22 protein-coding genes, 2 tRNA genes and 3 pseudogenes are annotated in these 25807 nt (G+C 70.3%); 8 read left to right on the top strand and 19 right to left on the bottom strand.

The features are described from left to right. Positions 1-105: 105 nt before the first annotated feature. Positions 106-1422 carry a 5'-deoxyadenosine deaminase gene (locus AXA68_RS01500; RefSeq protein WP_066411877.1) on the bottom strand — a complete coding sequence of 439 codons (1317 nt, stop codon included), beginning with the start codon at positions 1420-1422 and terminating at the stop codon, positions 106-108. Between the two features lie 127 nt (positions 1423-1549). Between AXA68_RS01500 and AXA68_RS01495 the strand changes: the two genes are divergently transcribed. Then, on the top strand, positions 1550-4318 hold the full coding sequence (locus AXA68_RS01495; protein ID WP_066411873.1) for a GAF domain-containing protein: 2769 nt from the start codon (positions 1550-1552) through the stop codon (positions 4316-4318). 85 nt (positions 4319-4403) lie between these two features. On the opposite strand, the gene AXA68_RS01490 is transcribed toward AXA68_RS01495, so the two are convergent. Next, positions 4404-4847 (bottom strand): SHOCT domain-containing protein, encoded by a 444-nt coding sequence (locus tag AXA68_RS01490; RefSeq protein WP_066411871.1) that lies wholly within the window; start codon positions 4845-4847, stop codon positions 4404-4406. Here AXA68_RS01490 and AXA68_RS17550 point away from each other — a divergent pair. Continuing rightward, a pseudogene (locus tag AXA68_RS17550) lies at positions 4810-5250 on the top strand (non-canonical purine NTP pyrophosphatase); the annotation flags it as partial. The gene AXA68_RS01490 and the pseudogene AXA68_RS17550 overlap by 38 nt on opposite strands. A 254-nt stretch (positions 5251-5504) precedes the next feature. Then, positions 5505-5657 carry a non-canonical purine NTP pyrophosphatase gene (locus AXA68_RS17545; protein ID WP_394326465.1) on the top strand — a complete coding sequence of 51 codons (153 nt, stop codon included), beginning with the start codon at positions 5505-5507 and terminating at the stop codon, positions 5655-5657. Positions 5658-5679: 22 nt separating this feature from the next. Here AXA68_RS17545 and AXA68_RS01480 read toward each other — a convergent pair. Next, positions 5680-6293: pseudogene (locus AXA68_RS01480) on the bottom strand (DUF7384 family protein). Between the two features lie 332 nt (positions 6294-6625). Between AXA68_RS01480 and AXA68_RS01475 the strand changes: the two are divergent. Next, complete coding sequence (locus tag AXA68_RS01475; RefSeq protein WP_066411869.1) at positions 6626-7045, top strand: DUF7475 family protein; 420 nt, start codon at positions 6626-6628, stop codon at positions 7043-7045. An 88-nt stretch (positions 7046-7133) separates the two neighbouring features. Here the strand turns inward: AXA68_RS01475 and AXA68_RS01470 are convergent, their stop codons facing one another. Together AXA68_RS01470 and AXA68_RS01465 are read right to left on the bottom strand one after the other, a co-directional pair. Further along, a complete protein-coding gene (locus tag AXA68_RS01470) occupies positions 7134-7889 on the bottom strand; it encodes a CDP-alcohol phosphatidyltransferase family protein (RefSeq protein WP_066411867.1) in 756 nt (251 codons plus the stop codon). A gap of 110 nt (positions 7890-7999) precedes the next feature. Beyond that, positions 8000-9112 carry an NAD(P)/FAD-dependent oxidoreductase gene (locus AXA68_RS01465; RefSeq protein WP_066411860.1) on the bottom strand — a complete coding sequence of 371 codons (1113 nt, stop codon included), beginning with the start codon at positions 9110-9112 and terminating at the stop codon, positions 8000-8002. Between the two features lie 355 nt (positions 9113-9467). Between AXA68_RS01465 and AXA68_RS01460 the strand changes: the two genes are divergently transcribed. Beyond that, a complete protein-coding gene (locus AXA68_RS01460; protein ID WP_066411858.1) occupies positions 9468-9851 on the top strand; it encodes a 6-pyruvoyl trahydropterin synthase family protein in 384 nt (127 codons plus the stop codon). 387 nt (positions 9852-10238) lie between these two features. Here the strand turns inward: AXA68_RS01460 and AXA68_RS01455 are convergent, their stop codons facing one another. From AXA68_RS01455 to AXA68_RS01420, 9 genes are all read right to left on the bottom strand, one after another. Continuing rightward, the gene (locus AXA68_RS01455) at positions 10239-11246 is read right to left on the bottom strand and encodes a zinc-dependent alcohol dehydrogenase (protein WP_066411855.1); all 1008 of its coding nucleotides are present in this window, start codon (positions 11244-11246) and stop codon (positions 10239-10241) included. Between the two features lie 159 nt (positions 11247-11405). Beyond that, positions 11406-12041 carry an IS6 family transposase gene (locus AXA68_RS15830; RefSeq protein WP_080505132.1) on the bottom strand — a complete coding sequence of 212 codons (636 nt, stop codon included), beginning with the start codon at positions 12039-12041 and terminating at the stop codon, positions 11406-11408. Between the two features lie 108 nt (positions 12042-12149). Beyond that, positions 12150-12695, bottom strand: coding sequence for a hypothetical protein (locus AXA68_RS01450; RefSeq protein WP_066411853.1), 546 nt, complete (start codon positions 12693-12695; stop codon positions 12150-12152). A gap of 71 nt (positions 12696-12766) precedes the next feature. Further along, positions 12767-14248 carry an ABC transporter ATP-binding protein gene (locus tag AXA68_RS01445; RefSeq protein WP_066411850.1) on the bottom strand — a complete coding sequence of 494 codons (1482 nt, stop codon included), beginning with the start codon at positions 14246-14248 and terminating at the stop codon, positions 12767-12769. After that, complete coding sequence (locus AXA68_RS01440) at positions 14241-15350, bottom strand: ABC transporter ATP-binding protein (RefSeq protein WP_066411843.1); 1110 nt, start codon at positions 15348-15350, stop codon at positions 14241-14243. The genes AXA68_RS01445 and AXA68_RS01440 overlap by 8 nt, the downstream gene beginning before the upstream one ends. Continuing rightward, the gene (locus tag AXA68_RS01435; protein ID WP_080505131.1) at positions 15347-16612 is read right to left on the bottom strand and encodes an ABC transporter permease; all 1266 of its coding nucleotides are present in this window, start codon (positions 16610-16612) and stop codon (positions 15347-15349) included. The genes AXA68_RS01440 and AXA68_RS01435 overlap by 4 nt, the downstream gene beginning before the upstream one ends. Beyond that, a complete protein-coding gene (locus AXA68_RS01430; protein WP_066411841.1) occupies positions 16605-17561 on the bottom strand; it encodes an ABC transporter permease in 957 nt (318 codons plus the stop codon). The genes AXA68_RS01435 and AXA68_RS01430 overlap by 8 nt, the downstream gene beginning before the upstream one ends. A gap of 16 nt (positions 17562-17577) precedes the next feature. Beyond that, positions 17578-19347 (bottom strand): ABC transporter substrate-binding protein, encoded by a 1770-nt coding sequence (locus AXA68_RS01425; RefSeq protein WP_066418292.1) that lies wholly within the window; start codon positions 19345-19347, stop codon positions 17578-17580. Positions 19348-19645: 298 nt separating this feature from the next. Further along, entirely contained in the window at positions 19646-20479 is an 834-nt protein-coding gene (locus tag AXA68_RS01420) for a DICT sensory domain-containing protein (RefSeq protein ID WP_066411840.1), read from the bottom strand. A 125-nt stretch (positions 20480-20604) separates the two neighbouring features. On the opposite strand from AXA68_RS01420, the gene AXA68_RS01415 reads away from it, so the two are divergent. After that, the gene (locus tag AXA68_RS01415; protein WP_066411838.1) at positions 20605-21675 is read left to right on the top strand and encodes a hemolysin family protein; all 1071 of its coding nucleotides are present in this window, start codon (positions 20605-20607) and stop codon (positions 21673-21675) included. Positions 21676-21692: 17 nt separating this feature from the next. On the opposite strand, the pseudogene AXA68_RS17220 reads toward AXA68_RS01415, so the two are convergent. The 4 genes and pseudogenes from AXA68_RS17220 to AXA68_RS01400 form a co-directional block, all read right to left on the bottom strand. Continuing rightward, a pseudogene (locus AXA68_RS17220) lies at positions 21693-21977 on the bottom strand (type II toxin-antitoxin system RelE family toxin). Continuing rightward, positions 21970-22251: a ribbon-helix-helix domain-containing protein gene (locus AXA68_RS01410; RefSeq protein ID WP_066411837.1), complete on the bottom strand. Its 282-nt coding sequence runs from the start codon at positions 22249-22251 to the stop codon at positions 21970-21972. The pseudogene AXA68_RS17220 and the gene AXA68_RS01410 overlap by 8 nt, the downstream one beginning before the upstream one ends. 355 nt (positions 22252-22606) lie before the next feature. Continuing rightward, positions 22607-22678: transfer RNA gene (locus tag AXA68_RS01405), tRNA-Thr, on the bottom strand. Positions 22679-22751: 73 nt separating this feature from the next. Then, complete coding sequence (locus AXA68_RS01400) at positions 22752-23417, bottom strand: DUF7114 family protein (protein ID WP_066411835.1); 666 nt, start codon at positions 23415-23417, stop codon at positions 22752-22754. Between the two features lie 227 nt (positions 23418-23644). Here AXA68_RS01400 and AXA68_RS01395 point away from each other — a divergent pair. Together AXA68_RS01395 and AXA68_RS01390 are read left to right on the top strand one after the other, a co-directional pair. Further along, positions 23645-23715, top strand: a tRNA-Gly gene (locus AXA68_RS01395). A 257-nt stretch (positions 23716-23972) separates the two neighbouring features. Continuing rightward, positions 23973-25148, top strand: coding sequence for an inorganic phosphate transporter (locus AXA68_RS01390; protein ID WP_066411832.1), 1176 nt, complete (start codon positions 23973-23975; stop codon positions 25146-25148). A gap of 35 nt (positions 25149-25183) precedes the next feature. Here AXA68_RS01390 and AXA68_RS01385 read toward each other — a convergent pair whose 3' ends face one another. Next, positions 25184-25792 carry an undecaprenyl diphosphate synthase family protein gene (locus AXA68_RS01385; RefSeq protein WP_066411830.1) on the bottom strand — a complete coding sequence of 203 codons (609 nt, stop codon included), beginning with the start codon at positions 25790-25792 and terminating at the stop codon, positions 25184-25186. Between the last annotated feature and the right edge of the window lie 15 nt (positions 25793-25807).

Below are 25807 nucleotides of genomic sequence, written 5' to 3'. Positions count from 1 at the left end.
GTTTTCGTGTCATACCGGACGTTCGTGGGATCCGGTTTTTGACTCCGTCGCTTCCGGCGAGCCGGCCGTCCGGGTCGTGGCGGGACGGCGACCCGCTCGTCCGAGTCAGCCCTCGATCCCGGCCGCCTCGACGACCCGCTCGGCCTGGCGGGTCGCGCGCTCGCGGACCGCCGCGGCGTCGATCCCGACGTGCTCGCCGCCGTCGTACCGGACCTCGCCGTCGACCATCGTGAAGACCACGTCGTCGCCGTGGGCGGCGTACACGAGGTGTGAGAGCGGGTCGTGGAGCGGGGTCGCCCGCGTCCTCTCGGTCGTGAGACCGATCACGTCCGCCGCGTACCCCGGCGCGAGCCGGCCGATCCGATCGAAGCCGGCGGCGCGCGCGCCGTTCTCCGTCGCCATCCGGAGGACCGCCTCCGCCGGGAGTCTGGTGGGGTCGCGGGCGTCCACCTTCCCGAGGAGGCTCGCCTGCCGCATCTCCGTGAAGGGATCGAGCGTGTTGTTACACGGCGGCCCGTCGTTGCCGAGCGCGACCGCGATCCCGCGGTCGAGGTAGTCGTGGACCGGGGCGATCCCCGAGGCGAGTTTCATGTTCGAGGAGGGGCAGTGCGTGACGACGGTGTCCGTCTCCGCGAGGAGCTCCCGTTCGCTCTCGTCGGTGTGGACGCAGTGGGCGAGCGTCACGTCCGGCCCGGTGAGCCCGACCTCGTCGAGCCAGTGGACGTTCCGTCTCCCGGTGGCGGCCTCGACCGCCTGTATCTCCTCTTCGTTCTCGCTGGCGTGGGTGTGGATCGTCACCCCGTCGTGGCGGTCCGCGAGGTCGCGACAGCCGCGCAGGCACGCCTCGCTACAGGTGACGGCGAACCGCGGCGTGACCGCGTAGCGCACCCGGCCGCCGGCCGCGCCGTGGTACGCCTCGATCAGCGCCTCGCTCTCCGCGAGCGCCTCCTCGGTGTCCTCGAGCAGGCCGTCCGGCGACTCCTTGTCCATCAGCACCTTGCCGAGCCGTCCGCGGATCCCCGTCTCGATCGCCGCCTCGAACGCCTCGGCCGCGTGGTTCACGGAGAGGTGGTCGACGACCGTCGTCGTCCCCGACTCGAGACACTCGAGGTAGCCGAGTTCGGCGGCGGCGCGGGTCGCCTCCGCGTCCATCGCCGCCTCCATCGGCAACACGGCGTCGAAGAGCCAGTCGAGGAGGGCGTCGTCGTCGGCGATCCCCCGCCCGAGCGACTGGACGGAGTGGACGTGCCCGCCGACCAGTCCGGGCGCGACGAGGTCGAACGCCCGCCGCTCGTGGTCGGGGTACGTCTCGCGGAGGGCGTCCGCCTCGCCGACCGCGGCGATCGCGCCGTCCTCGATCGCGACCGCGCCGTCCTCGATGACGGTGTCGGCGTCGGCGACCACGGTCCCGGTTACCAACATGTCCGTCCGTTCCTGGCGCGTGCGGTTCAAGAGTCTTGTCCATCGATCGTGGACCCTCCCGGCCGAGCGGCAGCCGCCCCCGTATCTTATCTATCGCGGCGTCCAACCGCCGGGGGACGGGCCGCCCATGAGCGCATCCTCCGACGCGATCCGTGTCCTCCACGTCGACGACGAGCCGGAGCTCGCGGAGATGGCGGCGACCTTCCTCGAACGCGAGGACGACCGGATCGACGTCGAGACGGCGTCGAACGCGAGCGAGGGGTTAGAGCGTCTCGCCGCCGGCGACGTCGACTGCGTGGTCTCCGACTACGACATGCCCGGCCGGAACGGCATCGAGTTCCTCGAGGCCGTCCGCGAGGAGCACCCGGACCTCCCCTTCCTCCTCTACACGGGCAAGGGGAGCGAGGAGGTCGCGAGCGAGGCGATCGCCGCCGGCGTCACGGACTACCTCCAGAAGGAGCGCGGAACCAGCCAGTACGCCGTCCTCGCGAACCGCGTCGCCAACGCGGTCGAGCAGTACCGGACCCGCCGGCGGGCCGCCGAACTCGACCGCATCCGCACGCTCGCCAGCGACGTCAACCAGGCGATCGTGCGCGCGGACTCGCGGGCGGCGGTGGAGGCTCGCGTCTGTGAGGTCCTCAGCGACTCCGACCCCTACCTGTTCGCGTGGATCGGCGAGGTCGATCCCGAGACGAACCGCGTCGAACCGGGAACGTCCGCGGGCACGGAACGCGGGTACCTCGACGGGATAACCATCACCACGGACGAGAGCGCCACCGGGCAGGGGCCCGCCGGCACGGCGGTCCGCGAACGGCGGGTCGCCGTCTCACAGAACGTCGCCGAGGACCCCGAGTTCGAGCCGTGGAAGGCGAACGCGATCGAACGCGGGTTTCGGGCGGTCGCCGCCCTCCCGCTCGAGTACCGGGACACCCTGTACGGCGTGCTGGCGGTCTACGCCGACCGCCCGAACGCGTTCGACGCGAACGAGCGCGACCTCCTCGCCGAACTCGGCAACGACGTCGCCCACGTCCTCCACTCCTTCGAGGTGCGGGCGAGCCTTCGCGAGGAGCGCGACTTCGTCGAGCAGGCCCTCGATTCGCTCAACGACGTCTTCTACGTCATCGACGCCGACGGGACGTTCCGCCGGTGGAACGACCACCTCACGGCGGTCACCGGTCACACGGACGAGGCGATCGGGCGGATGCGGGCGACCGACCTCTTCCCCGAGGACGAACGGGAGCGGATCGACGACGCGATCGACGAGGCGCTCGCCGCCAGGGAGACGACCGTCGAATCCGCGCTTCTGACGGCGGACGGCGACCGCGTTCCCTACGAGTTCACCGCGTCGCGTCTGACCGACCTCGACGGCGATCTGATCGGGCTCATCGGGATCGGCCGGGACCTCACGGAGCACAGGCGACGCGAACGACGGCTCGAACGGCTCGTCGACAACCTGCCGGGAATGGTCTACCGGTGTGTCAACGAGCCCGGGTGGCCGATGGAGGACGTTCGGGGTGAAGTGACGGCTCTGACGGGGTACCGTTCGTCCGAACTGGAGGACGGGACCGACATCTACGGCGAGCGGATCATCCATCCCGACGACCGAGAGCGGGTCTGGCGTTCGATACAGGCCGCGGTCGACGACCGCGAGCCGTTCGAGATCACCTACCGGATCCGCACCAAGGAGGGGGAGATCAAGTGGGTGTGGGAACGCGGCCGGGGGATCCGTACCGAGGACGGCCGCGTGGAGGCCCTCGAGGGGTTCATCACGGACGTCACCGGGCAGGAGCGGTACACGCGGGTCATCGACGCGCTCCACGAGACCGCACAGTCGGTCATGCGGGCCGAGACGGCGGAACGGGCCGCCGAGATCGCCGTCGAGACCGTTCACGACGTCCTCGACATGCCGGCGAGCGCCATTCACCTCCACGACGAGGACGACGACACGCTGGTGCCGGTCGCGTGGACGGACCTGACCGAGGAGCTCGTCGGCGAACCCCCGACCTTCGCGTCCGGGGAGGGACTCGCCGGAAGGGCGTTCGAGACGGGTCGGCCGGTGATCCACGACGACCTCTCGACGGTCCCCGAACGGTTCAACCCGGACACGCCCGTCAGGAGCGAGATCATCATCCCGCTCGACGATCACGGCGTGCTCCTCATCGGGTCGACCACCCCCGACGCGTTCGACGACGCGGACGTCTCGCTCGCGGAGACCGTCGCCGCGCACACGACGACCGCGCTCGACCGGATCGCACACCAGCGGGAGCTGGAACGGCAGAACGAACAGCTGTCGGAGTTCGCGAACATCGTCTCTCACGACCTCCGGAACCCGTTGAACGTGGCCTCGGGTCACCTCGAACTCGCCCGCGCGGAGCGTGACGACGAGCACCTCGACGCGGTGGCGAAGGCACACGACCGGATCGGGGCGTTGATCGACGACCTGCTGGAGTTGGCTCGCGAGGGAGGCGGCGTGACCGACTCGTCGCCGGTCGATCTGGGCGCGCTCGTCCGGGACTGCTGGGAGAACGTGGACACCGGAGAGGCGACGCTCGACGTCGCCGTCGACCGCACGGTTCGGGCCGACCGGAACCGGCTCGCACAGCTCTTCGAGAACCTGATCCGGAACGGCGTCGAGCACGGCGGCGACGACGTGACGATCTCGGTCGGCGACCTGGACGACGGGTTCTACGTCGCCGACGACGGGCCCGGGATCCCGGACGGCGAGCGCGGACGGGTCTTCGAGTCCGGCTACTCGACGCGCGCGGACGGAACCGGGTTCGGCCTCGCGATCGTCGGAGAGATCGTCGACGCGCACGGCTGGGAGGTGCGGGCGACCGAGAGCGAGGCCGGCGGGGCACGCTTCGAGATCACCGGTCTCGACCCCGACGCGGCGTAGTCCCCCGAGTCCCCGGTCCCCGTCGAGAGGCGATCCGCTCCGGCTCCGATCCCCCGCGGGAGGCTCCCGAGCCCCCCCCCGAGTTTCACGGGGACGTGGAGTTCGACTCCAGCTCCGCCTCTATCTCCGTCAGCTCGTCCGCTCGTCGCCGAGCTTCGTCGCCGTCGACCGTTCCCTCGAGCTCCTCGGTCTCCAGCAGCCGGTCGAGCCGCCGCTCGAACTCCGCCTCGTCGATCTCGCCGGTCGCGTACCGCCGCCGGAGCGTCGCGACCGGGTCGTCCTCGCGGCTCCCCGCTTGCCCGGCGTCCGCGGTCGCCGCCGCCTCGGCCGTCGCGTCCGCGGGCTCGACGAGCGGGAAGTCCTCGCCGAGGACCGCCACCACCGGGAGCAGGATCAGGAAGCCGACCACGAACGTCGCGGGGACGAGCACGCCGAGTTCGAGCACCGCGAAGAGCGAGGTCAGCCCGAACGAGAGCACCGCGACCAGTCCCATGAGCCGCTTCTTCTCGAACGTGGGGAGGGCAGCCATATGCGGAACGTTTCGCCGATATGAAAAAAGCGTGTCGCCGCCGGCTCCTCCGCGGCCCGCCGCCGATCGGGCGGCGGCCCATCGACGGCTATTCCCGTCGCGCCGGCGGACTCCTCGTCACATGCTGCGGTACGTGACGACGAACCCGGGCAAGGTCCGCGAGGCGGAGAGCTACCTGGCGGACGGCTCGGTCAGCCAGTTGGAATTCGACTACGCGGAGATACAGGCGGACGAGCTCGGCCCGATCGCGGCGCGCGGCGCGCGCGAGGCGTACCGGGAGGCGGGCGAGCCCGTCCTCGTCGACGACGCGGGGCTGTTCGTCGAGGCGCTCTCCGGCTTCCCCGGCCCCTACTCCTCGTACGTGGAGGACACCCTCGGGATCGACCGCGTCTGGGAGATCGCCCGCGACCTCGAGGACCGCCGGGCCGCGTTCCGGTGTACCCTCGCGTACTGCGACGGCGAGGGGTTCGCCGCCAGCCCCGACCCGGTCGACCGCGGCGACCGCGTCGCCGCCGCGGCCGCGGGTCCCGAGAGGGAGGCCGATGGCGGCGGGGACGACGAGGGCGGAGACGACGAGAGCGGGGACGTCGACGGCGACCAGGAAAGCCCCGGCCCCTCCCCGTCAAGCTGTTCGAGGGGTACGTTCCCGGCCGGATCGTGGCCCCGCGCGGCGACGGCGGGTTCGGCTACGACCCCATCTTCGAACACGACGGCGAGACGTTCGCGGAGATGGACACCGAACGGAAGAACGCGGTCTCACACCGCGGCCGGGCGCTGGAGAAGTTCGCGGAGTGGTACGCGAACCGCTGACGCGGTACGTGGTCGACCCGGCTCACCACTCCCGGGCGTCCCGGTCCGGTCCGGGGTACTCCCCGCCGACGACCTCGGAGTAGAGCCGCTCGGGCGAGAACACGCTCGCGAACGCGCGCGGCTCGCGCACGCTCACGGGGAACCGACTCGCGAGCCCCGCGGCCGCGCCCGCGCTCGTCAGCGCCGGATCGAGGCTGATCACCTGCATCGCGCCGCCGTGGTACGCCGACGCCAGCGCCGGGTGGTCGCCCGCGGGCTGGGTGACGGGCTCGCGCCAGGCCGCCGCCCGCTCGCGCCAGTCGCGCGCCAGATCCGGATCGGCGAGCGAGGCCACGACCGCCTCGGCGTCGTCGAGGAGGGCGTCGCTGGCGACGAGCGTGGTCCAGGCGTGTCGCCTGAGGTGATCGAGCGCGTCGCGGGCGGACCCGCCGACGAGGAGATCCGCCGCCAACACGTCCGCGTCGGCGACGACCCTGGCGGGACTCGGGTCGGGTCGCGCCTCGGTTCCGGCGTCGCTCATGCGTCCTCGTCCTCTTCCGTGCCCCGCTCCGCGCGCCGCTCCGCGAGCGCCCGCGATATCGCCTCCTCGTCGACGTCGTAGCCGGCCGCGCGCTCGAACAGGTCGCCGAAGGTCATGCCCGGACCGTCGTCCGCCGCACGTATCGACCTTCCGGCCGGCGCGGCGACGGGGGCGGGAGACGGGTTCGCGGGGCGGACCGCCGCCCGCGACGTGGGACGCTCGTCGGACGGAGGGCACACGTCTGACGCGGGTATAAGTCGCTTCGGTCGGTCGATATCGACAGGCGCGTCGCTCCGATCGACCTCGGGGTGGAGTGCCCATTCCCCCGGTTTTTCCGACGACGGGTCACGCCGTCCTCGACGCTCTCCGACGCTCCTCGACGCCCTCGCCCGACGATCCATGCGCCGTCGTACCAAACAACGATGTGGGAGGGGCCCGTACGCGGGGTATGGTAGACGACACGTCCGCGACCGCCACCGCGGGTCGAATGGGGTCGCTCACCTCGACGCACTGGGTCGGTATCGCCGCCGCGGTCGTGAGCGCGCTCGTCCACCTCGCGTTGGGAGTCGGGTTCCTCGGCGACTTCCTCGAGACGGGGCTCGGCGTCTCGCTGGCGATGGGCGTCTCCTTCCTCGTCGCGACCGCGGGGTTTTCGGTCGGCGTCTGGTTCGTCCTCACCGACCGCTTCCGGCCGACGGTCTACCTGCTGGGGATCCCCTTCACCGCCGGTCAGATCGTCCTCTGGTACGCCCTCAACAGCCCCGGACTCCCCGCGCCGCCGGCGATAAACCCGATGTCGGCGGCCGACAAACTCGCGCAGGTCGTCCTGATCGCGGTGCTCGTGGTCCTGTACCGTCGGGAGTCGTGATCCCGTACGGTCGAGAGTCGTGATCCCGCACCGTCGGGAGTCGTAGCCGGGGTCGGGGCGTCCTCACGCGATCGGACTCACGGCCTGCTCACAGCCGGCCGCTGGCGACGAGCCAGTCGCGCGCGAAGGAGGCGACGACCGGCACCGCCACGGCGGTCGTGAGAAGCCGCGAGAGACCCTCCCCCGGAACCGGTGACAGCGCGAGCCACGTCGCGAGCATCGTCGCTCCGCCGATCGGCCGACGGAGCCGGCTCGGCCGCAGGTCGTGCGTCGGGAGCCCCAGTCGTCGTCGTCGGCGGAGCCCGTAGGCGAAGAGCGGCCGGGCGAGCCCGACCGCGAGGAACACGACCGGGGCCGCGCCGGCCAGCACTGCGGCCGTCGCGCCCACGAGGACGGTCGCGCCGTCGACCTCCACGTCCAGTTCCGCGCCGAGGTCGGTCACGGCGTCGGTCGCGCGCGCGACCGCGCCGTCGACCGCGTCGCCGCCGGCCGCGACCGCGAACAGCCCGCCGGCGAGCCAGCCGCTCGCGGCCTCGCCCGCCGCCGGGTCGACGACGAGGTACGCGCCGAGCAGCGCGAGCGCCGACGCGCGGAGGGTCGTCACCGCGGTCGCCGCCGTCACCGGCTCCCCGCCGGCCGCCTCGCGGGCTCGCCCGGTCGCGACCCGGATCGCCGCGACCGCGACCGCCCCGCCGAGCGCGACGCCGCCGAGCGCGACGGGGGGGAGCCCGGCGGCGAGCAGTCCCGCCGCGCCGATCCCGGTCGGGACCGCCCACAGCGCGACGAGCGGGATCCAGCCGCCGTCGATCGGAAGCCGGCGGACGACGCGATCTCTCGGGCCCATCGGTCTCACCAGGGGACCGCCGGGAAAACCCCTTTCGGCGGAGGGCTGCTCCGACGGGTGGGCGACTCCGCCGAACGTCACGCGAACGTCACGTGAACGTCGCGTGACCGTCACGCGAACCGGTCCGGAGACAGGTACGCCGCGACCTCGGGATCGACCGACTCGCCGGCGATCCGCTTCGCGAGGAACTCCCCGATCGCGGGCGCGAGCGTGACGCCGAGGCCGTTCATGCCGGCGGCGAGGTAGAAGCCGTCGACCGCCGACTCGCCGACGGCCGGGACGCCGTCGGGCGTGAGCGTCCGGACCCCGACCCAGTCGGCGACGACCTCGGCCCCCTCGAGCCGCGGGATCGCGGTCTCGATCCGCTCGCCGATCTCGAGGTAGAAGTCGTGATCGACCGATCGGGCGTCGGTCGGATCGAGGCGTCCGGCGTCCTCGTAGCTCGCGCCGAAGCGCCCGCCGAACGCCTGAGTTCGCCCCTCGCCGCGGACGTAGAGCCCGTCGCCGAACTGGACGAAGGGGAGCGAGAACGGCTCCTCCTTCCCGAGCACGACGACCGGCCCGCGGTTGTGTCGGAACGGCAGCGAGACGCCGGCCATGTCGTTCACGGCCGGGGCCCACGGCCCCGCCGCGTTCACCACCGTGGCGGCCGGTCGCGTGCCGTTCGCCGTCTCGATCCCGACGACCGCGCCGTCCTCGACGCGGAGGTCCGTCACGGCGGTACCGGTCTCGACCGTGACGCCGCCGTCGCCCGCGGTCGCCTCGCGGACGTAGTGTTGGACGATCTCCGCGGGGTCGAGGTAGCCGTCGTTCGGGGTCCACATCGCGCCGGTGACCGCGTCGGGGTCGAGCCCGTGGTCGGCGAGCTCGGCCGGCTCGAGGATCGACGCCTCGACCCCGAACTCGGAGAGCGCCTCCGCGGCCTCGCGGCGGTCGGCCAGCCCCCGGTCGGTCCGGGCGACGTCGAGCGTCCCGATCCGCTCGAAGTCGAGGGTGCCGTCCTCGATCAGCGGCTCGTAGTGCTCCCACGCGCGCTCGCGCAGCTCGTGGCTCAGCGGGTCGGGACGCGACTGGTGGCGGACGAAGATCGCCACGGAGTCGCCGGTGGTCCCGGAGCCGAGCGCGTCGCGCTCGTAGAGCGCGACCGGGCGGGGGTGGTCGCGCAGGCGATACGCGAGGCTCGCGCCGACGATGCCGCCGCCGACGATGACGATCGGGTCCATCGAGTTCCCGGTCTCCGTAGTCCGATAAAAACCTCGTGTTCGTCGCGGGAACGTCGGTGGTCGTTCGAGTGATCCGGAGACGCCGAACGGAAGTGCGGTGGCGCGTGCCTGCGAGGCCGCTTTGCAGCCGAGCAGCACTGCGCGAGGGACGCTGCGAGCGCGAACGCGCGAGCAGCGAGGCTGGGGAGGTGTGAGGTACGGATGCGGGGCGGCTGGGGCTTTGGCGGTGTTCGTCGCGATCGCGTCCCTCGATCAGTACGAAGGAGCCATGAGAGTCCCTTTACGGTGGCGTATACTCGAATCGTCTCCGTACGAGCGGGGACACGCTTTTGATCGCTCGGTCCGTGGTGATCCCGTGTACTCGGTTCGCGTCTCCCGGCGGTTCGTCGCCCAGCACTTCCTGACCGTGCCGGACGCCGGCCCGGAGAACGAACTCCACTCCCACCGCTTCGAGGTCGACGTCGAGGTGGCCGGCCCCGAGCTGAACGAACACGACTACCTCGTCGACATCGACGACCTCGCCGGGCGGATCGACGAGCTCGTCGACGAGTACGCCGACGCGACGCTCAACGACCGCCCGCGCTTCGAGGGGTACAACCCGAGCGTCGAGCGGTTCGCCCGCGTCTTCTGTGACCGGCTGCTCGAGGGGATCGAGACCGAGGGGATCGAGACGGCGAGCGTCACGATGTGGGAAGACGAGAGCGCGGCCGCGAGCTACGAGACGGTAGTCGGGGAGTAGATCGGTCGGCGCGAGATCGGTCGATACGGACTTCCCGATGGTGCGTAGTCGCTGGCGCGGTGACCATCGCCAAAGCCCCAGTCGCGAGGCGTGCGCACGCTCGCTGCGGTCCTCGGTCCTTGTATCGCTTGCGCACGCCTCGCGACTGCCCCTTTGAATCCCGCCCCGCACAGCCCCGCACCTCACGCCTCCCCAGCCTCGTCGCCGGCGGCTTCGCCGCCGGCTGCCAGAGGCGCGGAGCGCCTCGCTGCGGCTCCCTCCGCTTCGCTCCGCTCGCCGCGTCCCTCGTGTTCCGGTCGCGGGCCGCCGGCCCGCTCCCGGGCGCGCCACCGCCCACAGACCGGTAGTCGGCGTCGCGGGAATCCGGAAAGCTTCTCGCGACACCGGTCAGTACGTCAACAGCACGCCGACGGCCTCCTCGGGTCGCTCCTCGAGGAGTTCGTACGCGTCGGCGGCCTCCGCGAACGGGATCCGGTGGGTGAGTATCGGGTCGAGATCGAGCCCCGCGAGCCGGTCCCAGGCGACCGCCCGGCGGCGCTCGAGCGACCAGCGGCCCCGGAGCGCCGGCTCGATCGTCGACACCTGGCTGCTCTCGATCGCGATCCGGTCGCGGTGAAAGGTCCGCCCCAGGTCGACTTCGGCGGGTTTCGTCCCGTACCACGAGCCGACGACGACCCGCCCGTCGTACCCGGTGGCCGCGATCGCGTCGTCGAGGGCGTCGGGCGCGCCGCTCAGCTCGTAGGTCAGGTCCCGTCCCGGCGGATCGCCCTCGCGGAGGCGCGCGACCGCGTCCGCTCCGGGGGAGAGGCTCCGGTCCGCGCCGATCCGCTCGGAGCGCTCCCGGCGGGCGGGACAGGCGTCGACGGTGACGAGCTCCGAGAGCGACGCGTCGGACAGAAGCGCCGCCGTCGCGAGGCCGATCATCCCCTGGCCGAAGACGCCGACGCGCTCGCCGATCCGGGGGTTCCCGTCCATGAGGAAGTTGACCGCGGTCTCCACGGTCGGGAACAGCGCGGCCTGCGCGTCGGTGACCCCGTCGGGGATCGGTTGGAGGTCTCCCGGCGACGCCGTGAACGCGCTCGCGTGCGGCTCGAACGCGAACGCTCGCCGGCCGAGCCAGTCGGGATCGACGTCCTCGCCGACCGCGTCGACCTCGCCGACCGCGGCGTAGCCGTACGACAGCGGGAACGAGAGGTCGCCGTCGAGCGACTCCAGCGCCGGGTCCGCCGGGAGGTCCGTCGGTGCCTCCCCGCGGTAGACGAGCCGCTCCGTGCCGGAGCTGATCGCCGAGACGGTCGTCCGCACGCGGACCTCGTCGCTCTCCGGAACCGGCTCCGGGACCGACTCAACCTCGATCGTCCGTGGTTCGGTGAACCGCAGTCGGCGCGCGGTCATCGCCGGGATCGACCCCGGGGGGCGGGTCCGGATCGATCGACCGCCCGGCGTCGAGGTCGAGCCGTCCGCGCGATCGGCCGTGCGACCGGACGGGTGCGTGGATGCATACGTCTCCCACGGGTGTGAGAACCGTAAACGTTGGCCGTGTCGGGGTAGTGTTTAGATAAGCTGATTCCATGCGAAGGCGAACGCTTGTAACCAATTTTCGGCGGTCTTCGCTTCGACGTGGCTAAACGTATTTGAGAATTGGTTTGTTCGGCGTTTTACTTCACGAAAGACACGTTCGACGGCATTCCGATTCCCATGTGTGACGTGTTGGAATCGGAGCCCGTGACGATGGCAGGCTGCCTGTAACCACGGAGCACCATCGACGAGAAAGACCGCGTCGTCCACCTGATGTTTCTCACGCAATTCAGAGAGAAACATCGAGGAGATCGCGTTTGTTCTCGTCGGGTAGAGCCGAACGTGGAGCAGGCGGTTCGTATCGGGATCGACAGCAGCGTACAGCCAATATTGTTCAGAATTGAGCTGAATCACGGTTTCATCGACCGCAACGTGATTCGGATCGGCACCGTCTGTCGGCTGTAGGTCGGCTTTCTGTACCCACCGATGGACGGTGGTTCGATGCCGATCGACACCCAACTTTTCAAGAAATGAGACGGTATCCGAAAGTGATAACCCAGCCAAATGGAGTCGGATACCGAGCTTCATCGCTGGCTCGGGTGTCGCCTCTCGCTCCAGAAAATCTAACTCGATACAACCGCTATCCTCGCTGAGGCGGTCGAACGAGAGCATAGACCACTCGATCTTTTGACCGCCTCATCCTTCGACCTTATCTCAACACTGCCGCCGGGTGCCGGCGACGCCGGGTTCCCCACGAACGAATCGTCACTTCGCGAGCCGTCACTCCACGAGCCGGACCGTCGTCTCCGCGCGCAACCCCTTCGCGCCCGCGTCCGCGACGTTCGCCGCCGCCCCGATGACGTGCTCGCCGGGCTCGGCCGGGACCCACTCCGAGTCGCTCACCCGAAACAGCCCGTCCCACCGCCTGCGGAAGCGCTTTCGCTCGCCGCGGTCGAACGCGAACCGACCCGGCTCGTCGGGCGGGTCGCGGAGGGAAACGTCCGCGGCCGCGGCCTCGACGTCGCCGTCGACGGTCCAGACCCACGGCAGCGGCGACGCGGTCGCGATCGACACCGGGAACGGGACCCGGTTGCGGAAGGTGACGACGAACGGGACCGGCTCGCCGACCGCGAACTCCCGCCGCGGCGTCTCAACGTCGACGGAGACGAACCGATGACGCAGCCCGCGGGGGACGAGACGGTCGCTGAGCGCCGTCGCGGGGACCGAGCGCAGCGCCTGGATCGCTCCCTCGTCTTCCCGTTCCGCCGGCGCGTGCGGGTCGTCGTCGTCGCGCCGGAGCGCGTCCGACTCGTAGATCCGTCGCATCGGACGGGATTGGGCGCGGGGGACCTAAACGGATCCGCCGGGGACGGCGAAACGGATCCGCCGGCGACGACCTACTCCGCCGACCCGGTCGGCTCCGATCCGGTCGGCTCCGCCCCGTCAGCGAACGTTCCGGTCTCCTCGTCGAACCCGTCGTCGTACCGGAGACACGCGATCCCGTGGTCCGTGCCGACCTGGTACTCCGTCGGATGGTGGCGCTCGCAGGGCGAGACGAACGCGGCGTCGAGCAGTTCCGCGGCCTCGTCGATCCGGTGGTCGTGGAGCGCGCCGATCGCGTCGGCGACGGTCGCCTCCGCGTCGGCGTCCGGGAGCGGCTCGGGGAGGCCGAACTCCTCGCGAACCAGCGCGTCGAACGTCTCCCGGGGGACCTCGGTCGGATCGGCCGGGCCGGTCGAGTCGGCCGGGCTGGTGGAGTCGGTCGGATCGCCGGGACTGGTCGGATCGAAGGGATCGACGGCGTCGTCTCCGGCCGGCGATCCGCCTGCCTCTCCCGACGGGCTCACCGCCGTCAGGGACGCCACGCCGTCGGCCTCCCTCGTCCGACGTTTCAGGTCCGTCAGGGAGCGCCAGACCTCCCCGGGGAGGTCGTACTCGGCGGCCGGGACGAGCCGCGGACACCGGGTGTGGAACCGACAGCCTGAGGGGGGATCGACCGGTGACGGGACCGTCCCCTCGAGGCGGATCCCGTCGCCCTCCCACAGCGGGTCGGGCTCGGGGATCGCGGAGAGCAGCGCCTCGGTGTACGGGTGGTACGGCGGTTCGAACACCGCCTCGGTCGGCCCGCGCTCGACGAACTCGCCGAGGTACATTACGGCCACCCGGTCGGAGACGTGCTCGATCACGCGCAGGTCGTGGGCGATGAACACGTACGCGAGCCCGAACTCCGCCTGGAGGTCCGAGAGGAGGTTGAGGATCTGCGCCTGGACGCTGGCGTCGAGCGCGCTCACCGGCTCGTCACAGACGATCACCTCGGGGTCGACCGCGAGCGCGCGGGCGATCCCGAGCCGCTGGCGCTGCCCGCCGGAGAACTCGTGTGGGTACCGGGCGGCGTGACTCGGCTTCAGCCCGACCGTCTCCAACAGCTCGCGGACCCGCGCGTCGCGCTCCGTGCCCGTCGCGAGCCCGTGGACGTCGAGCGGCTCGCCGACGACGTCGCCGGCGGTGAGGCGGGGATCCAGACTCGAGAGCGGGTCCTGAAAGACGTACTGGAGGTCCTTCCGGCGGTCGCGGAGCGCGGCGCTCGACAGCGCCGTCAGGTCCTCGCCGCGGTGATACACGGAGCCGGCCGTCGGCTCGACCAGCCGGAGCACGCTCCGACCGAGGGTCGTCTTCCCGCAGCCGGACTCGCCGACGACGCCGAGCGTCTCGCCCGCGCGAAGCTCGAAGTCCACGCCGTCGACCGCCCGCACCCGCCGCGACCGCCCGAGCAGCCGGTCGAGGAACCCGCCGGTCGAGTCGTAGTGCGTCTTCACGCCCTCGACGCGGAGGACCGGTTCGCCGGCGTCGCTGGCGTCGCCGGCGTCGCCGTCACTCATCGAGACCACCCTCGTCGCGTTCGGCGTCCCTCTCCGTCTCCGCGTCCGGGCCGCCGGACCCCCTCCCCCTCTCGCCGTCGACCTCCACCGAGTAGTCCAGCCCGCCCGAGAGCCCCTCCGTGTACTCGAGGCAGGCGGCCGCGCGGTCGTCGTCGAGCGTCGCCGCCTCGCCCGTCTCGGGGTCGACGAAGGAGGGATGCGTCCGGGTACACGCCTCCTCGGCGAAGGGGCACCGCGGGTGGAACCGACAGCCGGAGGGGACCTCGATCAGGTCCGGCATCGTCCCCGGGATCGTCGCGAGCCGGTCGCGGTCGTCGCCGATCCGCGGGATCGCGCTCATGAGGCCCGCGGTGTACGGGTGTTTCGGGTCGTAGTACAGCTCCTCGACCGGAGCCGTCTCGACGGCCTCGCCCGCGTACATCACCATCGCCCGGTCACAGGTCCCGGCGATCACCCCGAGATCGTGGGTGATGAGCTGGACGGCGACGTCGAACTCGTCGGCCAGTTCGGCGAGCAGATCCAGGATCCGCGCCTCGACGGTGACGTCGAGGGCGGTCGTCGGCTCGTCGGCGATTATCAGGTCCGGATCGCACGACAGCGCCATCGCGATCGTCGCGCGCTGACACATCCCGCCGGAGAACTCGTGGGGGTACGCCGAGTATCGGGCCGCCGGATCGGCGATCCCGACGCGGTCGAGCAGGCGTATCGCCCGCGCCTTCGCCACCGCCGGATCGTATCCCAGGTGGTGTTCGATCGTCTCGGCGATCTGCTCGCCGACGGTGTAGACGGGGTTCAACGCGGCGCGGGCGTCCTGAAAGACCACGCCGATCTCGTCGCCGCGGACCGACCGGAGCGCGGACTCGTCCATCGACAGGAGGTCCTCGCCCTTGAACCGGACCTCGCCGCCTTCGATCCGTCCGGGTCGGTCGATCAGCCCGAGCACCGACAGCGCGGCCACGCTCTTTCCCGCCCCGCTCTCCCCGACGACGCCGAACGTCTCCGCGGCCTCGACCCGGTAGGAGAGCCCGTCGACCGCGGTCACGACGCCCTCCTCGGTGTAAAAGCGGACCGTCAGGTCCTCGACCTCGAGCAGGGCGGTCACGGCTCGCCACCCCGGCTCTCGCGGTTCCCCCCGCCGTCACGCGGATCCCCGTGGCCCCCGCTTGCCCCGCGGGCCACGCCGATCTCGCGCGCGTCGAGCGCGTCGTTGATCCCGTCGCCGATCACGTTCATCGCCAGCACGAAGACGAAGATCGCCGCGCCGGGGTACACCGTCGCCCACCACGGGATCGCCCCGCCCGGCCCCTGGATCAGCGTCTCGCGCGTCGCGTCGAGCATCGTTCCCCACTCGGCGGTGCTCGGGTCCATCCCGAGCCCGAGGAAGCCGAGCGCGGCGACGCCGATCACGACGCTGCCGACGTTGAGCGACGCCAACACGACGAGCGGCGACAGCGCGTTCGGCGCCACGTGTCGGCGGATGACGCCGCGGTCGCGCGCGCCGACCGCCTTCGCCGCCAGCACGTAGTCGCGCTCCGCGATCGACAACACCTCACCCCGGACGAGTCGGGCGTAGCCGGCCCACCCGAAGAGGCTGAACGCGAGCACCAGCTGCCAGTACCCCCCGCCGAGGGTGGCGACGACGACGAGCGCCAACACGAGGCCGGGGAACGCGAAGACCACGTCGACGACCCGCATCATGACCTCGTCGACCGCCCCGCCGTAGTATCCCGAGACCGCCCCGTAGGCCAGCCCGAACGTCGCCGTCAGTCCGACGACCACGAACCCGATCGAGATGCTGTAGCGCCCGCCGACGAGGACCCGCGAGAACAGGTCGCGTCCCGCGCCGTCGACGCCCATCGGGAACCGCGCCGAGGGCGGGTCGTACGGGCTCACGCTCGGGTCCACGGAGAGGTAGAGGATCGTCGTCGGGTCGTAGGGCGCGAGCGCGAACGGCTGGACGACCACGCCGAAGACCTCGACGGGCCGCGCGAGAAGCGAGACGAGCGCCATCGCGACGACGACCGCGAGCGCGACCATCGCCGAACGGTTCCGCCGGAACCGCCGGAGCCCGCGTCGCCACCGGCCGGCTGCCGCGCCGTTCGTCACTCCCTCTGCGTTCGCGCGGTCGTCGCTCTCGCCGGGCGTTCCCCGGCTTTCGCCGGGCGTGCCGTCCCTCTCGCGCCGCTCGGCGAGCGACTCGCGGTCGCGGACGTGGTCCGCGTCGAACCCGACGATCCGGAGCCGCCCCCGCGTCGCGGTCCGGCTTCGCGTTCGGTTCTCGCCCGATCCGACCGACGGGCTCCCCTCCGAGTCGGTCGCCCGGCTGCCCTCCGAGTCGGCACCGCGCTCTCCGTCCTCAGTCATACCTGATCCTCGGGTCGAGCACGGCGTACAGGACGTCCGCGAGGAAGTTCGCGACCACGACGGCGACGGCGGTCACGAGCGTGATCGCCATCACGACGTTGACCTCCCGCCGATCGATCGCTTGAACGAACTCGGAACCGAGTCCGGGCCAGTTGAACACGCTCTCGACGACGACCGAGCCGGCGACGATGCCGGCCGTCAGCGTGGCCGCGAGCGTGACCACCGAGACGAGCGAGTTCCGCAGGACGTGTTTGAACACGACCGTGCGCTCGGGCAGGCCCCTCGCGCGCGCCGCGGTGACGTACTCCGCGTTCAGCTCCTCGGCCATCGACGTCCGCATCACGCGCATGAGGCTCGCGGCCGCCGCGGTCCCGACCGTCACCCCCGGCAACAGGAGGTACCGGAGCGTCTCCGGGTGATACAGCGGCAGCCGCGAGGGGGGTAACACCGGGAACAGCCCGAGGTACAGCGAGAAGACGAGGATCAACAGCAGGCCGAGCCAGAAGTTCGGGATCGAGACCCCCGACAGCGCCAGCACGCGGCTCGCGACGTCGCCGAGTTTCCCCTTGTTCACCGCCGCGTAGATCCCCGTCGGGATCGCGATCGCGACCGCGAAGAGCCAGCCGAAGATCCCCAAGGCGATCGTCTCGGGAAGCCGACGCCACACGATCCCCGAGACCGCCCGCCCCGTCCGGATCTCCCGGCCGAAGTCGCCGACCAGCACGTTCGAGAGCCACTCGAGATACTGCCGCCACACCGGCCCCGAGAGCCCCCACCGCTCGCGGAGGCGCGCCTCCTCGGCCGCGCTCACGTCCGGGTTCAACGCGACCACCTGCGAGACCGGGTCGCCGGGCGTCAGGTGGAACAGCCCGAAGGTGACCGCCGACACGCCGAACAGCACCGGGACCACGGCGAGGGCGCGCCGGAGGACGAACCGTCTGAGACTCATCTGGCGGGCTCCGCGGTCACGACGACTCGCCGTACTCGGCGGCCATCTCGTCGAGCAGCTCCTCCGCCCGCTCGACGTCGTACTCGTTCAGCGGCCTGACGGCGTCCTCGAGCGCCTCGTAGTCGGCCGTCCCCGATCCGCGGGCGATCTGCGGGATGGGCGTCCAGGCGGGCTCGGCCCACCCGTTCAACACGTTGTCGACGATCCGCTGACGGGGAACGAGGTGGTTGACGGCCTCCCGGAGCCGGGGGTCGTCCCACGGCTCGACGTTCACCGGATACTGGAGGTAGTCGTATCCGCCCGCCTCGACGGCGTGTACGAGGAAGTCGTCGGCGTCGTCGAAGTCCTCGAGCGTCCCGCTCGCGACGTCGTAGGTCAGGTCGACCTCGCCGTTCCGGAGCGCGCCCGTCCGCGTCGCGTCGTCGGGGACGACCTCCACCTCGACGGCGTCGATCGCGGGGCCGTCCGGGAAGGCGTCCAGGCCGTCGAACCACGCGAACGCCTCCGCGATCCCCCGCGATCCGACCCAGTAGTCGTCGAACCGCGAGACCTCGAGGTACTCCTCGTCGACGAACTCGCCGAACTCGTACGGCCCGGTTCCGATCGGCGTGACCCCCTCGCGCGGGTCGATACCGCCCTTCTCGACGGCGGCGATCTGGTCCGCGCTGAGGACGAATATCCCCGGCAGCTCGCGTTCCGCCTCCGCGTCGGGGACCTGCGCGTACACGTCGACGACGTAGTCGTCGACCGCGACGGCGGCGAGAACGGAGTCGAACGTCTGCGGGGCGGTCGCCGAGTTCTCGTAGTACTCGTAGCTCGCGACGACGTCCTCGGCGGTCAGCTCGCTCCCGTCGTGGAACGCGACGCCCTCGTGGAGCTCGTAGCGGAACCGCATCCCGTACGTCCCGTCCGCGGCCGCCTCGCGCGCGTCCTCGGGCAGCAGGACGCGGACCTCGTCGTCGGCCGCGGGATCGTCCTCGGGGTGTCGGACGATCACCTGCTCGTCGGCGTCGACCGCGCCCTCCGCCGTGGTCCCCACGGTGCGCATGTACTCCTCGTAGGCGGCACGACCGACGTCTCGAACGTCGAGAAGCTCGTAGCGCTCGGCGAGCCACGGGTGGACGTTTCCCTCCGCGTCGTTGACGACGAGCCCCTCGAAGAGGAGGTTCTGGAGCATCGTCGACGTGGTGTCGCTGCTGTGGGGCGGGTCGAACGAGCTCGGGTTCGTCGAGACCGCCCCCGTCAGCGTCCCGCCCGTCACGAGGTCCGCGAGGTCGGACTCGCCGGCCGGATTCTCCCGGTCGATCCAGGCGACCTGCCCGTCCTGTGGGGAGAACAGGGCGTAGCCGAAGAGCCCCTCCTGGAACGGCCACACCCCGAACCCGTGGACGGCCGCGCTGGTCACGGCGGTCTCCACGCCGAAGTGGGTGAAGGAGGTGTACCGCTCCTCGGCGAGGGTCCGCCAGATCTCGTCGTACGTCTCCGCGCGGAGCTGCGGGTCCTCGACGACATCGATCCCGTACCGGGCGGAGGCGAGCAGCTCGTCCAGCTCGGGGTCCGAGATGCCCGTCAGGTTACAGCACGCGCCGACGTTCGCCGAGTTGTGGATCACGTTACAGAAGCTGTGGGGGTTGAACGTCCCGGAGAGGCCGATGGCGGGGAGGTAGCCGTTCTCCTGGTACGCCGGATTGATCACCCGGTCGAGGTAGGCGTTCCACTCGTAGGTCTCCACCTCCGTCTCGAAGTACCCGGTCTGCTGGAGGGACTCCGCGATGAGCTCGACCATCCGGATCCGCTCGTCCGTCCCGCCGGTCTCGAGACGGACCTGGAGGGGAAACAGCCCGCCGTCGTCCGCGTCGGAGCCGTCGGACTCCGAGGGTTCGGTGGCCCCCTGCCCACCGCACCCGGCGAACCCGGCGGTCCCCGCGGCCCCGATCGTCGCGAGGAGGTTCCGCCGGCCGAGACGCCGACTCGCGTCGGCGGCTTCGTGTCGATTTGCCATGCCGTGAAAAATTCCCCGCCGGTATAATATGTTACGGAGGGACACCCCGTCGGCCGCCGCGGAGGCGCGGCACGTGACCGGCTCAGACGTGATCGGCGATGTAGCGGTCGATCCGGGACACGAGTTCGGGACGGAACGTCCAGAAGCCGTCCCAGACGTTGGGCTCGTCCTCCAGCGCGACGAGCGCGGCGTGGTCGCCGTTTTCTCCGTCGCTCCCGTTCCCGATGTCGCTCCCGTCCCAGTCGTCCGTCCCGCTCTCGGGGTCGCTCTTTCCCGGCGGGGTGAAGACCACGAACCACGACCGGCGATACGGGTACGACGAGCCCGTGTGAACCGTCGCCGGCAGCTCCTCGGCGGGCTCGGCGTCGTCCATCCCGTAGACGTGGACGTCGACGCCGCTTCGCGCGACCGACTCGTACACCTCGTAAGTGCCGCGCTCGTCTCTGAGCCTCGAGAGTCGCTGGAACGACGCCCGGAGCGTCCCGCCGCCCGTCTCGTTCGCGATCCGCTCTATCACCCGCGAGATGACGATCAAGAGCAGCTTCTCCTTGTTGGACTCGGGGTACCCCCGGACCCTGAACGGCATCTCGTCGAGCCCGCGGAGCACGTCGGGGAGTTCCACCTCCCCGAGGTCGATCGCGCCCGTCCGATAGAGGTCCGAGTTGATCAGAAGCACCGACTCCAGCAGGTCGTCGAGCGTCGACTGCGCGAGCACCTCGCCGTCCTCGATCAGCGCGACCACGTCGTCGTCGCCGTCGGGCACCTCCGCGTTGCGTATCGACACGGGCTGGCCCTCGAGCAGCGAGTCGAGCAGCCCCCGGACCGGGTCCGGCGACGACCGGTTGAGCACGACGAGGGAGCGATCGGGGGCCTCGATCTCCTCGAAGAACGCGCGCAGCGACTCCGGATCCGTCATGATACTCTCCCGTGCGTATCCGGGCGAGCCTCGGTAATATGTCTGTCCCCCGTGAAAACCGACGCGGCGGATCGAGCGACGCGTCCACCCGAATATATACCGCCGGACGAGCATACCGCGACGTGATGACCCCGCTCGAACTCGCGATCCGGCTCGTCGCGGGCGCGCTGTTGATTCTGGCGAACGGCTTCTTCGTGGCGATCGAGTTCGCGTTGACTCGGGCCCGGCAGTTCACCGAGGAGGAGTTCGTCGACGGCACCCCGGCGCTCGAACGCGCCTGGGAGATGACGAACGACCTCGAGATCTACCTGACGACGTGTCAGGTCGGGATCACCGCCTCCAGCATCGCGGTCGGGATCGTGGCGGAGCCGGCGCTGGCCGCGCTCTTCGAGCCCTACTTCGTCGGCACGCCGCTCGCGTCGATCGGCGCGGGCGCGCTCCTCGCGTTCGGGATCATCAACCTGCTCCACCTCACGCACGGCGAGCAGACGCCGACGTACCTCGGCGTCGAGCGCTCGCGGATGGTCTGTCGGTACGGGGCCGCGCCGCTCTACTGGTTCAACTGGATCATCTCCCCGATCATCACGCTCGGCGACGGGATCGCCAAGGCCACGCTCCGGCTGTTCGGCATCGAGATGACGGGCGCGTGGCTCGAGACCGAGGAGGACGTGATCGAGTCGCGCGCGCAGCTCCGCCAGCGCCTCGGGTCGGTCCTCGAGGAGGGCGACCTCCCGGCCGAGCGCCGCGAGGAGGTGATGAACGCGCTCGCCATCGGGGAGCAGCCGGTGAGCGACGTGATGGTACCGCCCTCGGAGGTGGTGTTCCTGTCGACCGAGGACGACCCGGAGACGACGCTCGACCGGATGGCCGACCGCCCGCACACCCGCTACCCCCTGATCGGGAGCGACCCAGCCGACTTCCGCGGCATCGTCTACACCCCCGTCCTCCTCAGACGTCGAGCGGCGCTGGCCGCCGGCGACGTCGACTTCGCCGAGTTCGCGGCCCCGCCGGTGACGCTCTCGCCGGACACCGACGTGAGCGACGCGATCGACCTGTTTCAGGCCGAGAGCCAGGAGCTCGCGCTCGTGATCGACGAGGGCGAGGTCGTCGGCATGGTGACCGTGACCGACCTCCTGGAGGCGATCACGGGCGACATCGAGGACCCGATCGACGAAGAGTTGCTCGACGGGGAGTGAGTCGGTCGGGTGGTCGTTTAATCGTCGTCAGCGATGTACGCGCCGCCACGACGCTTGATACGTGCGACGACGAGCCGTCGGTCGTCCTGGCGGAAGCTCACTGAGAGCCGGAACTCCCCGATGCGTATCTTCTTGTACGGGCTGTTCTGGAGCGGCTCGCCGTAGTCCGGCGGGTCGCGCCACGGCGAGGAGACGATTTCATCGAGCTTGTCGAGTATCCGGTCCTGGTCGGCGGGGGACAGTCCGTCGAGGTCGTCTTCGGCGGTCGAGGAAAGTTCCCACGTCTACCCGTCGTCACTCATCGCTCGTGCCGAACCGCTCACGGGCTTCCTCGGCGCTCGTCGTTCGCCCCTCGCGGATGTCCTCCTCGGCTTCGAGCAGGGCGACGAGTTCGTCGCGGTCGAACGTCGGGAACTCGACGGCGTCCCGAAGCGTGTACCGAATGAACTCGCTCCGACTGTTGAACCCGCGTCCCTGCCACGTATCGTCTATCCGTTCGAGGAACGACTCGGTGAGTTTGAAATTCACCGTGGTGATGTCGTCTCCGCCGTCGTCGTTTGTAGCCGCTTCAGACATATAGACGTAATACGCTGGTCTTACCGATAGTCGTTTCGGCGGAGGCTCACTCGCCGCGTACTCGTCGTGGATAACCGAATCGAGGGTGTTCTATTACATTCCTGACTAAGATTCAGTCATTCCTCTGTGAGCGTAGATCAGCGAAATCCGTGGTGTCCTTTGAGAGGACGCGCCCCTGGCCGATCTCGGGTCTATCCCACCGCAGTCTGTGAATTAGTTTGTGTGCCCTGATACTCTCCCGAATCGCAATACGGCGAGGGATGCCCCGTTTAGCGAGAGACGCGAATCTTGAACGGGTTTAATTCAGATGAGTGTAGATATAAAACTGTGCGTACAAGGAGTGTACGGCAGAACAAGCCTAGGCCGGGATTTGAACCCGGGGTCTCGTCCTTACCAAGGACGCGCTTTACCGCTAAGCTACCCAGGCGCGCAATACGTCGTTGACCGGAACCGACTTTAGGGGTTTCGATTCAAGCCGTCGGTGTCGTCGGGTTCCGCGTCTAGCGATCCGTCGCGCTCACGGCGCGGTCGGAGATGTCGGCGATGCGGTCGGCGGTCGTCTCGGGGAGCGCCCGTCCCGGCGGCGGGAACTCCCGGTCGCAGTCGGCGGCGAGCTCGCGGGCGTACTCGAGCAGTTCCGCCGGCGGGTCGCCGCCGACCGCGGTAGTGCCCGCGACGACCGCGAGTTCGAGGGCGTCGACCTCGAGGTTCCGGTCGAGCGCCGTCGCCTCGGCGGGGTCGAGCCCCTCCTCCCCGCGGCGGGTCTGGTCGCGGCCGAACGCGCGCACGACCTCGACGGCGGCGCCCGCCGCGCCGGTGTGTGCGAGAAGCGAGAAGCCGCGGGAGACGAGCACGTCCGCGGCCAACACGTCCATGTCGGCGTCGATGTCCGACTCGCGGGTTGCCGCGGTCGCCCACGGCTCCTCGTGGGCGAGCCAGCGGGTGAGCCGGAGCCCCTCGTAGATGAGTTGGACGCCGGCGGCCCGGTCGACGACCGTCTCGAGGTCGACCTCGGGGTCGAGCGCGCGGGCGGTGACGAGCGACAGGACGCCGGGAGTCACCGCGGCGTCGGCGAGTCGGTCGTCGAGGGTCTCACGGAGGCGTTCGGGCTCGACGTTCGCGAGCGCCTCGCGTGCGGCATCACGCGCCCGCGCGACATCGTCCATTACCGATCCGTTCGGCAGGCAAGGGCAAAGACCTTTGGAAACCGCCCACGCGACGGCGACGATCCGAGCCGCAGCCCGCCGATCGACCCGCCTTCGACCGACCCTCTACCGCCGAGCGACCGTCGCGTGACCGCCCAGAGATTCGGGACCGGATCGTCTCGATCGGGTCGCCGTCGCGATGTGACAGATTTAAATATTCGACCCGACCATCTCCAGTTGCGAAGCACGCACCGGTAGTGTAGTGGTATCACGCAACCTTGCCATGGTTGCAACCCGAGTTCAAATCTCGGCCGGTGCACTCCCTTCGGTCGTGCACCGGCCTGACTCCCGCTCGCGTTGCTCGCGGGAGTCTCGGCCGGTGCATTTCTCGAACGTAGTGAGAGAAATTACTCGGCCGGTGCTTTCTGTGAACGTAATGAGCGAGATCGGTACGTGATCGAACGACCTCTGCGGTCGGTCACGGAACGATCTCACGCTCACGCCCGCGCCGTTTCGGCGGCGTATCTTTCCGGAAAACGGACGGCTTAACCGTGAGAGTGTACTCCGATCGGGTATATGGTCGAACTTCTTCTCGTCGTCGGCTTGGCGGTCTCGGTGTTCGTCGGATACAACGTCGGCGGTTCGACGACGGGGCCGGCGTTCGGGCCCGCGGTCGGTGCCGGCGTGCTCTCGAAGGTCGCGGCCGCGGCGCTGATGTCGGTGTTCTTCTTCATCGGGGCGGGGACGCTCGGCCGGCGCGTCGTCGACACCCTCGGCCGGGATCTGGTCACGCGCGGTGGCGTGTTCACCCTCGAGACGAGCATCGTCGTGCTGTTCTTCATCGGCGGTGCGCTCTTCGTCGGCAACTACTACGGCGTCCCGGCGTCGACCTCGATGACGGCCGTCGGCGCGATAGCCGGCCTCGGCGTCGCGACGGATAGCCTCGACTGGGGCGTGATGGGCGAGATCGCGGTCTGGTGGATCGTCGCGCCGATCATCGGCTTCTGGGTGTCGGGCGTCATCGGCCGCTACTTCTACCCGCGGATCAACCAGTGGGTCGCGATAGAGACCAGCGACGGGCCGCTGCTCGAACTCGACCGGTCCGGGACCGTGCCCGAGCCGACGCTCGGGCCGAACACGACGCGCCGGGAGGTCGGCGGGGCGGTCGTCGTCGTCGCCATCGGCTGTCTGATGGCCTTCTCCTCCGGCACCTCGAACATCGCGAACGCGATCGCGCCGCTCGTCGGCGCTGGCGTCGAGATGGACCCGATGATCCTCCTCGGGAGCGCCGCGGTCGCGGTCGGCGCGTTCACCATCGCGCGGCGCACCCTCGACACCCTCGGCAACGACATCACCGACCTCCCGCTCACCGCGGCGATCGTCGTCGCCGTCGTCTCCTCGGGGATCGTCGTCGGCCTCTCGGCGATCGGGATCCCTGCCTCGTTCGTCATCATCGCGACGATGTCGATCGTCGGGCTCGGGTGGGGTCGCGCGACCCGCACGGTCACCGTCGGCGAGGGGATCCGCGGCGGCGGGGAGACGAACGTCTCCGTCGGCGCGCTGAAGGCGGACGAACCGGGCGAGGAGCCCGAGGGGATCGGCGAGGAGGACCCCGCGGACATCCCGGCGGCGGCGGACCTGTTCAACCCGTCGACGACCGCCCGGATCGTCCTCCTCCAGAACGTCGTTCCCCTGCTCTCGACGATCGGCGCGCTCGCCGCCTTCGGGCTCCTCTTCCGGTTCGTCTGGTGAGGCCGGTTCCGGCTCGCGACGGGTTCCCCACCGACTCACCGACCGAACCGCCGCTGTCTGTCCTGGAAGTCGAGGACCGCACGCAGGTAGTCCCGCCGCCTGAACTCCCGCCAGTTCACGTCGGTGAAGTAGAGCTCGGCGTACACCGACTGCCAGATGGCGAAGTCGGAGAGCCGCTCCGCGCCGGTCTTGATCACCAGGTCGGGCTCGGTCGGGAACACCAGCCGGTCGGTCACGGCCGCCTCGTCGATCTCCTCGGGCCGCAACTCGCCGGCGTCGACGTCGGCGGCGATGTCACGGACCGCGGCCGCGAACTCGGCTTTCCCGCCGAGACCGACGTTCACGCGGATCGGGGCGTCCGCCGACTCGGTGTCGTCCGGCCCGCGGATCGACATCGGCCGCGGCGCGTCCAGGTCCCGGAACTCCCGGACGAGCGAGGGGACCACCGCCTCGTCGAGCACGGAGACGGAGACGGTCACTCGTTCGGCCCCGTAGTCGAACGCCCAGTCCAGCGCCGCGGCGAGGGTGTCGAACGCGCCATCCGCGAGCAGGTCGCGCTCGGTGATGACGATGGCGACGTGCTCGGGGGGATCCCCCTCGTGGAGGCGGTGGCGGACGCCGAGGTACGCGTCGTAGAGACCCACGGTCGCCGATCGCCC

Source organism: Halorubrum aethiopicum (genome assembly GCF_001542905.1).
Taxonomy (GTDB): domain Archaea; phylum Halobacteriota; class Halobacteria; order Halobacteriales; family Haloferacaceae; genus Halorubrum; species Halorubrum aethiopicum.
The sequence above is the reverse complement of the archived record's forward strand: the minus strand, read 5'-3'. Positions and strand labels throughout refer to the sequence as shown.

Coding starts and splice junctions, on each gene's coding strand:
- AXA68_RS01500 (WP_066411877.1), bottom strand. CDS start 1,422: ATGTTGGTAACCGGGACCGTGGTCGCCGACGCCGACACCGTCATCGAG.
- AXA68_RS01495 (WP_066411873.1), top strand. CDS start 1,550: ATGAGCGCATCCTCCGACGCGATCCGTGTCCTCCACGTCGACGACGAG.
- AXA68_RS01490 (WP_066411871.1), bottom strand. CDS start 4,847: ATGGCTGCCCTCCCCACGTTCGAGAAGAAGCGGCTCATGGGACTGGTC.
- AXA68_RS01475 (WP_066411869.1), top strand. CDS start 6,626: ATGGTAGACGACACGTCCGCGACCGCCACCGCGGGTCGAATGGGGTCG.
- AXA68_RS01470 (WP_066411867.1), bottom strand. CDS start 7,889: ATGGGCCCGAGAGATCGCGTCGTCCGCCGGCTTCCGATCGACGGCGGC.
- AXA68_RS01465 (WP_066411860.1), bottom strand. CDS start 9,112: ATGGACCCGATCGTCATCGTCGGCGGCGGCATCGTCGGCGCGAGCCTC.
- AXA68_RS01455 (WP_066411855.1), bottom strand. CDS start 11,246: ATGACCGCGCGCCGACTGCGGTTCACCGAACCACGGACGATCGAGGTT.
- AXA68_RS15830 (WP_080505132.1), bottom strand. CDS start 12,041: ATGCTCTCGTTCGACCGCCTCAGCGAGGATAGCGGTTGTATCGAGTTA.
- AXA68_RS01450 (WP_066411853.1), bottom strand. CDS start 12,695: ATGCGACGGATCTACGAGTCGGACGCGCTCCGGCGCGACGACGACGAC.
- AXA68_RS01445 (WP_066411850.1), bottom strand. CDS start 14,248: ATGAGTGACGGCGACGCCGGCGACGCCAGCGACGCCGGCGAACCGGTC.
- AXA68_RS01435 (WP_080505131.1), bottom strand. CDS start 16,612: ATGACTGAGGACGGAGAGCGCGGTGCCGACTCGGAGGGCAGCCGGGCG.
- AXA68_RS01430 (WP_066411841.1), bottom strand. CDS start 17,561: ATGAGTCTCAGACGGTTCGTCCTCCGGCGCGCCCTCGCCGTGGTCCCG.
- AXA68_RS01425 (WP_066418292.1), bottom strand. CDS start 19,347: ATGGTCGAGCTCATCGCGGAGTCCCTCCAGCAGACCGGGTACTTCGAG.
- AXA68_RS01420 (WP_066411840.1), bottom strand. CDS start 20,479: ATGACGGATCCGGAGTCGCTGCGCGCGTTCTTCGAGGAGATCGAGGCC.
- AXA68_RS01415 (WP_066411838.1), top strand. CDS start 20,605: ATGACCCCGCTCGAACTCGCGATCCGGCTCGTCGCGGGCGCGCTGTTG.
- AXA68_RS01410 (WP_066411837.1), bottom strand. CDS start 22,251: ATGTCTGAAGCGGCTACAAACGACGACGGCGGAGACGACATCACCACG.
- AXA68_RS01400 (WP_066411835.1), bottom strand. CDS start 23,417: ATGGACGATGTCGCGCGGGCGCGTGATGCCGCACGCGAGGCGCTCGCG.
- AXA68_RS01390 (WP_066411832.1), top strand. CDS start 23,973: ATGGTCGAACTTCTTCTCGTCGTCGGCTTGGCGGTCTCGGTGTTCGTC.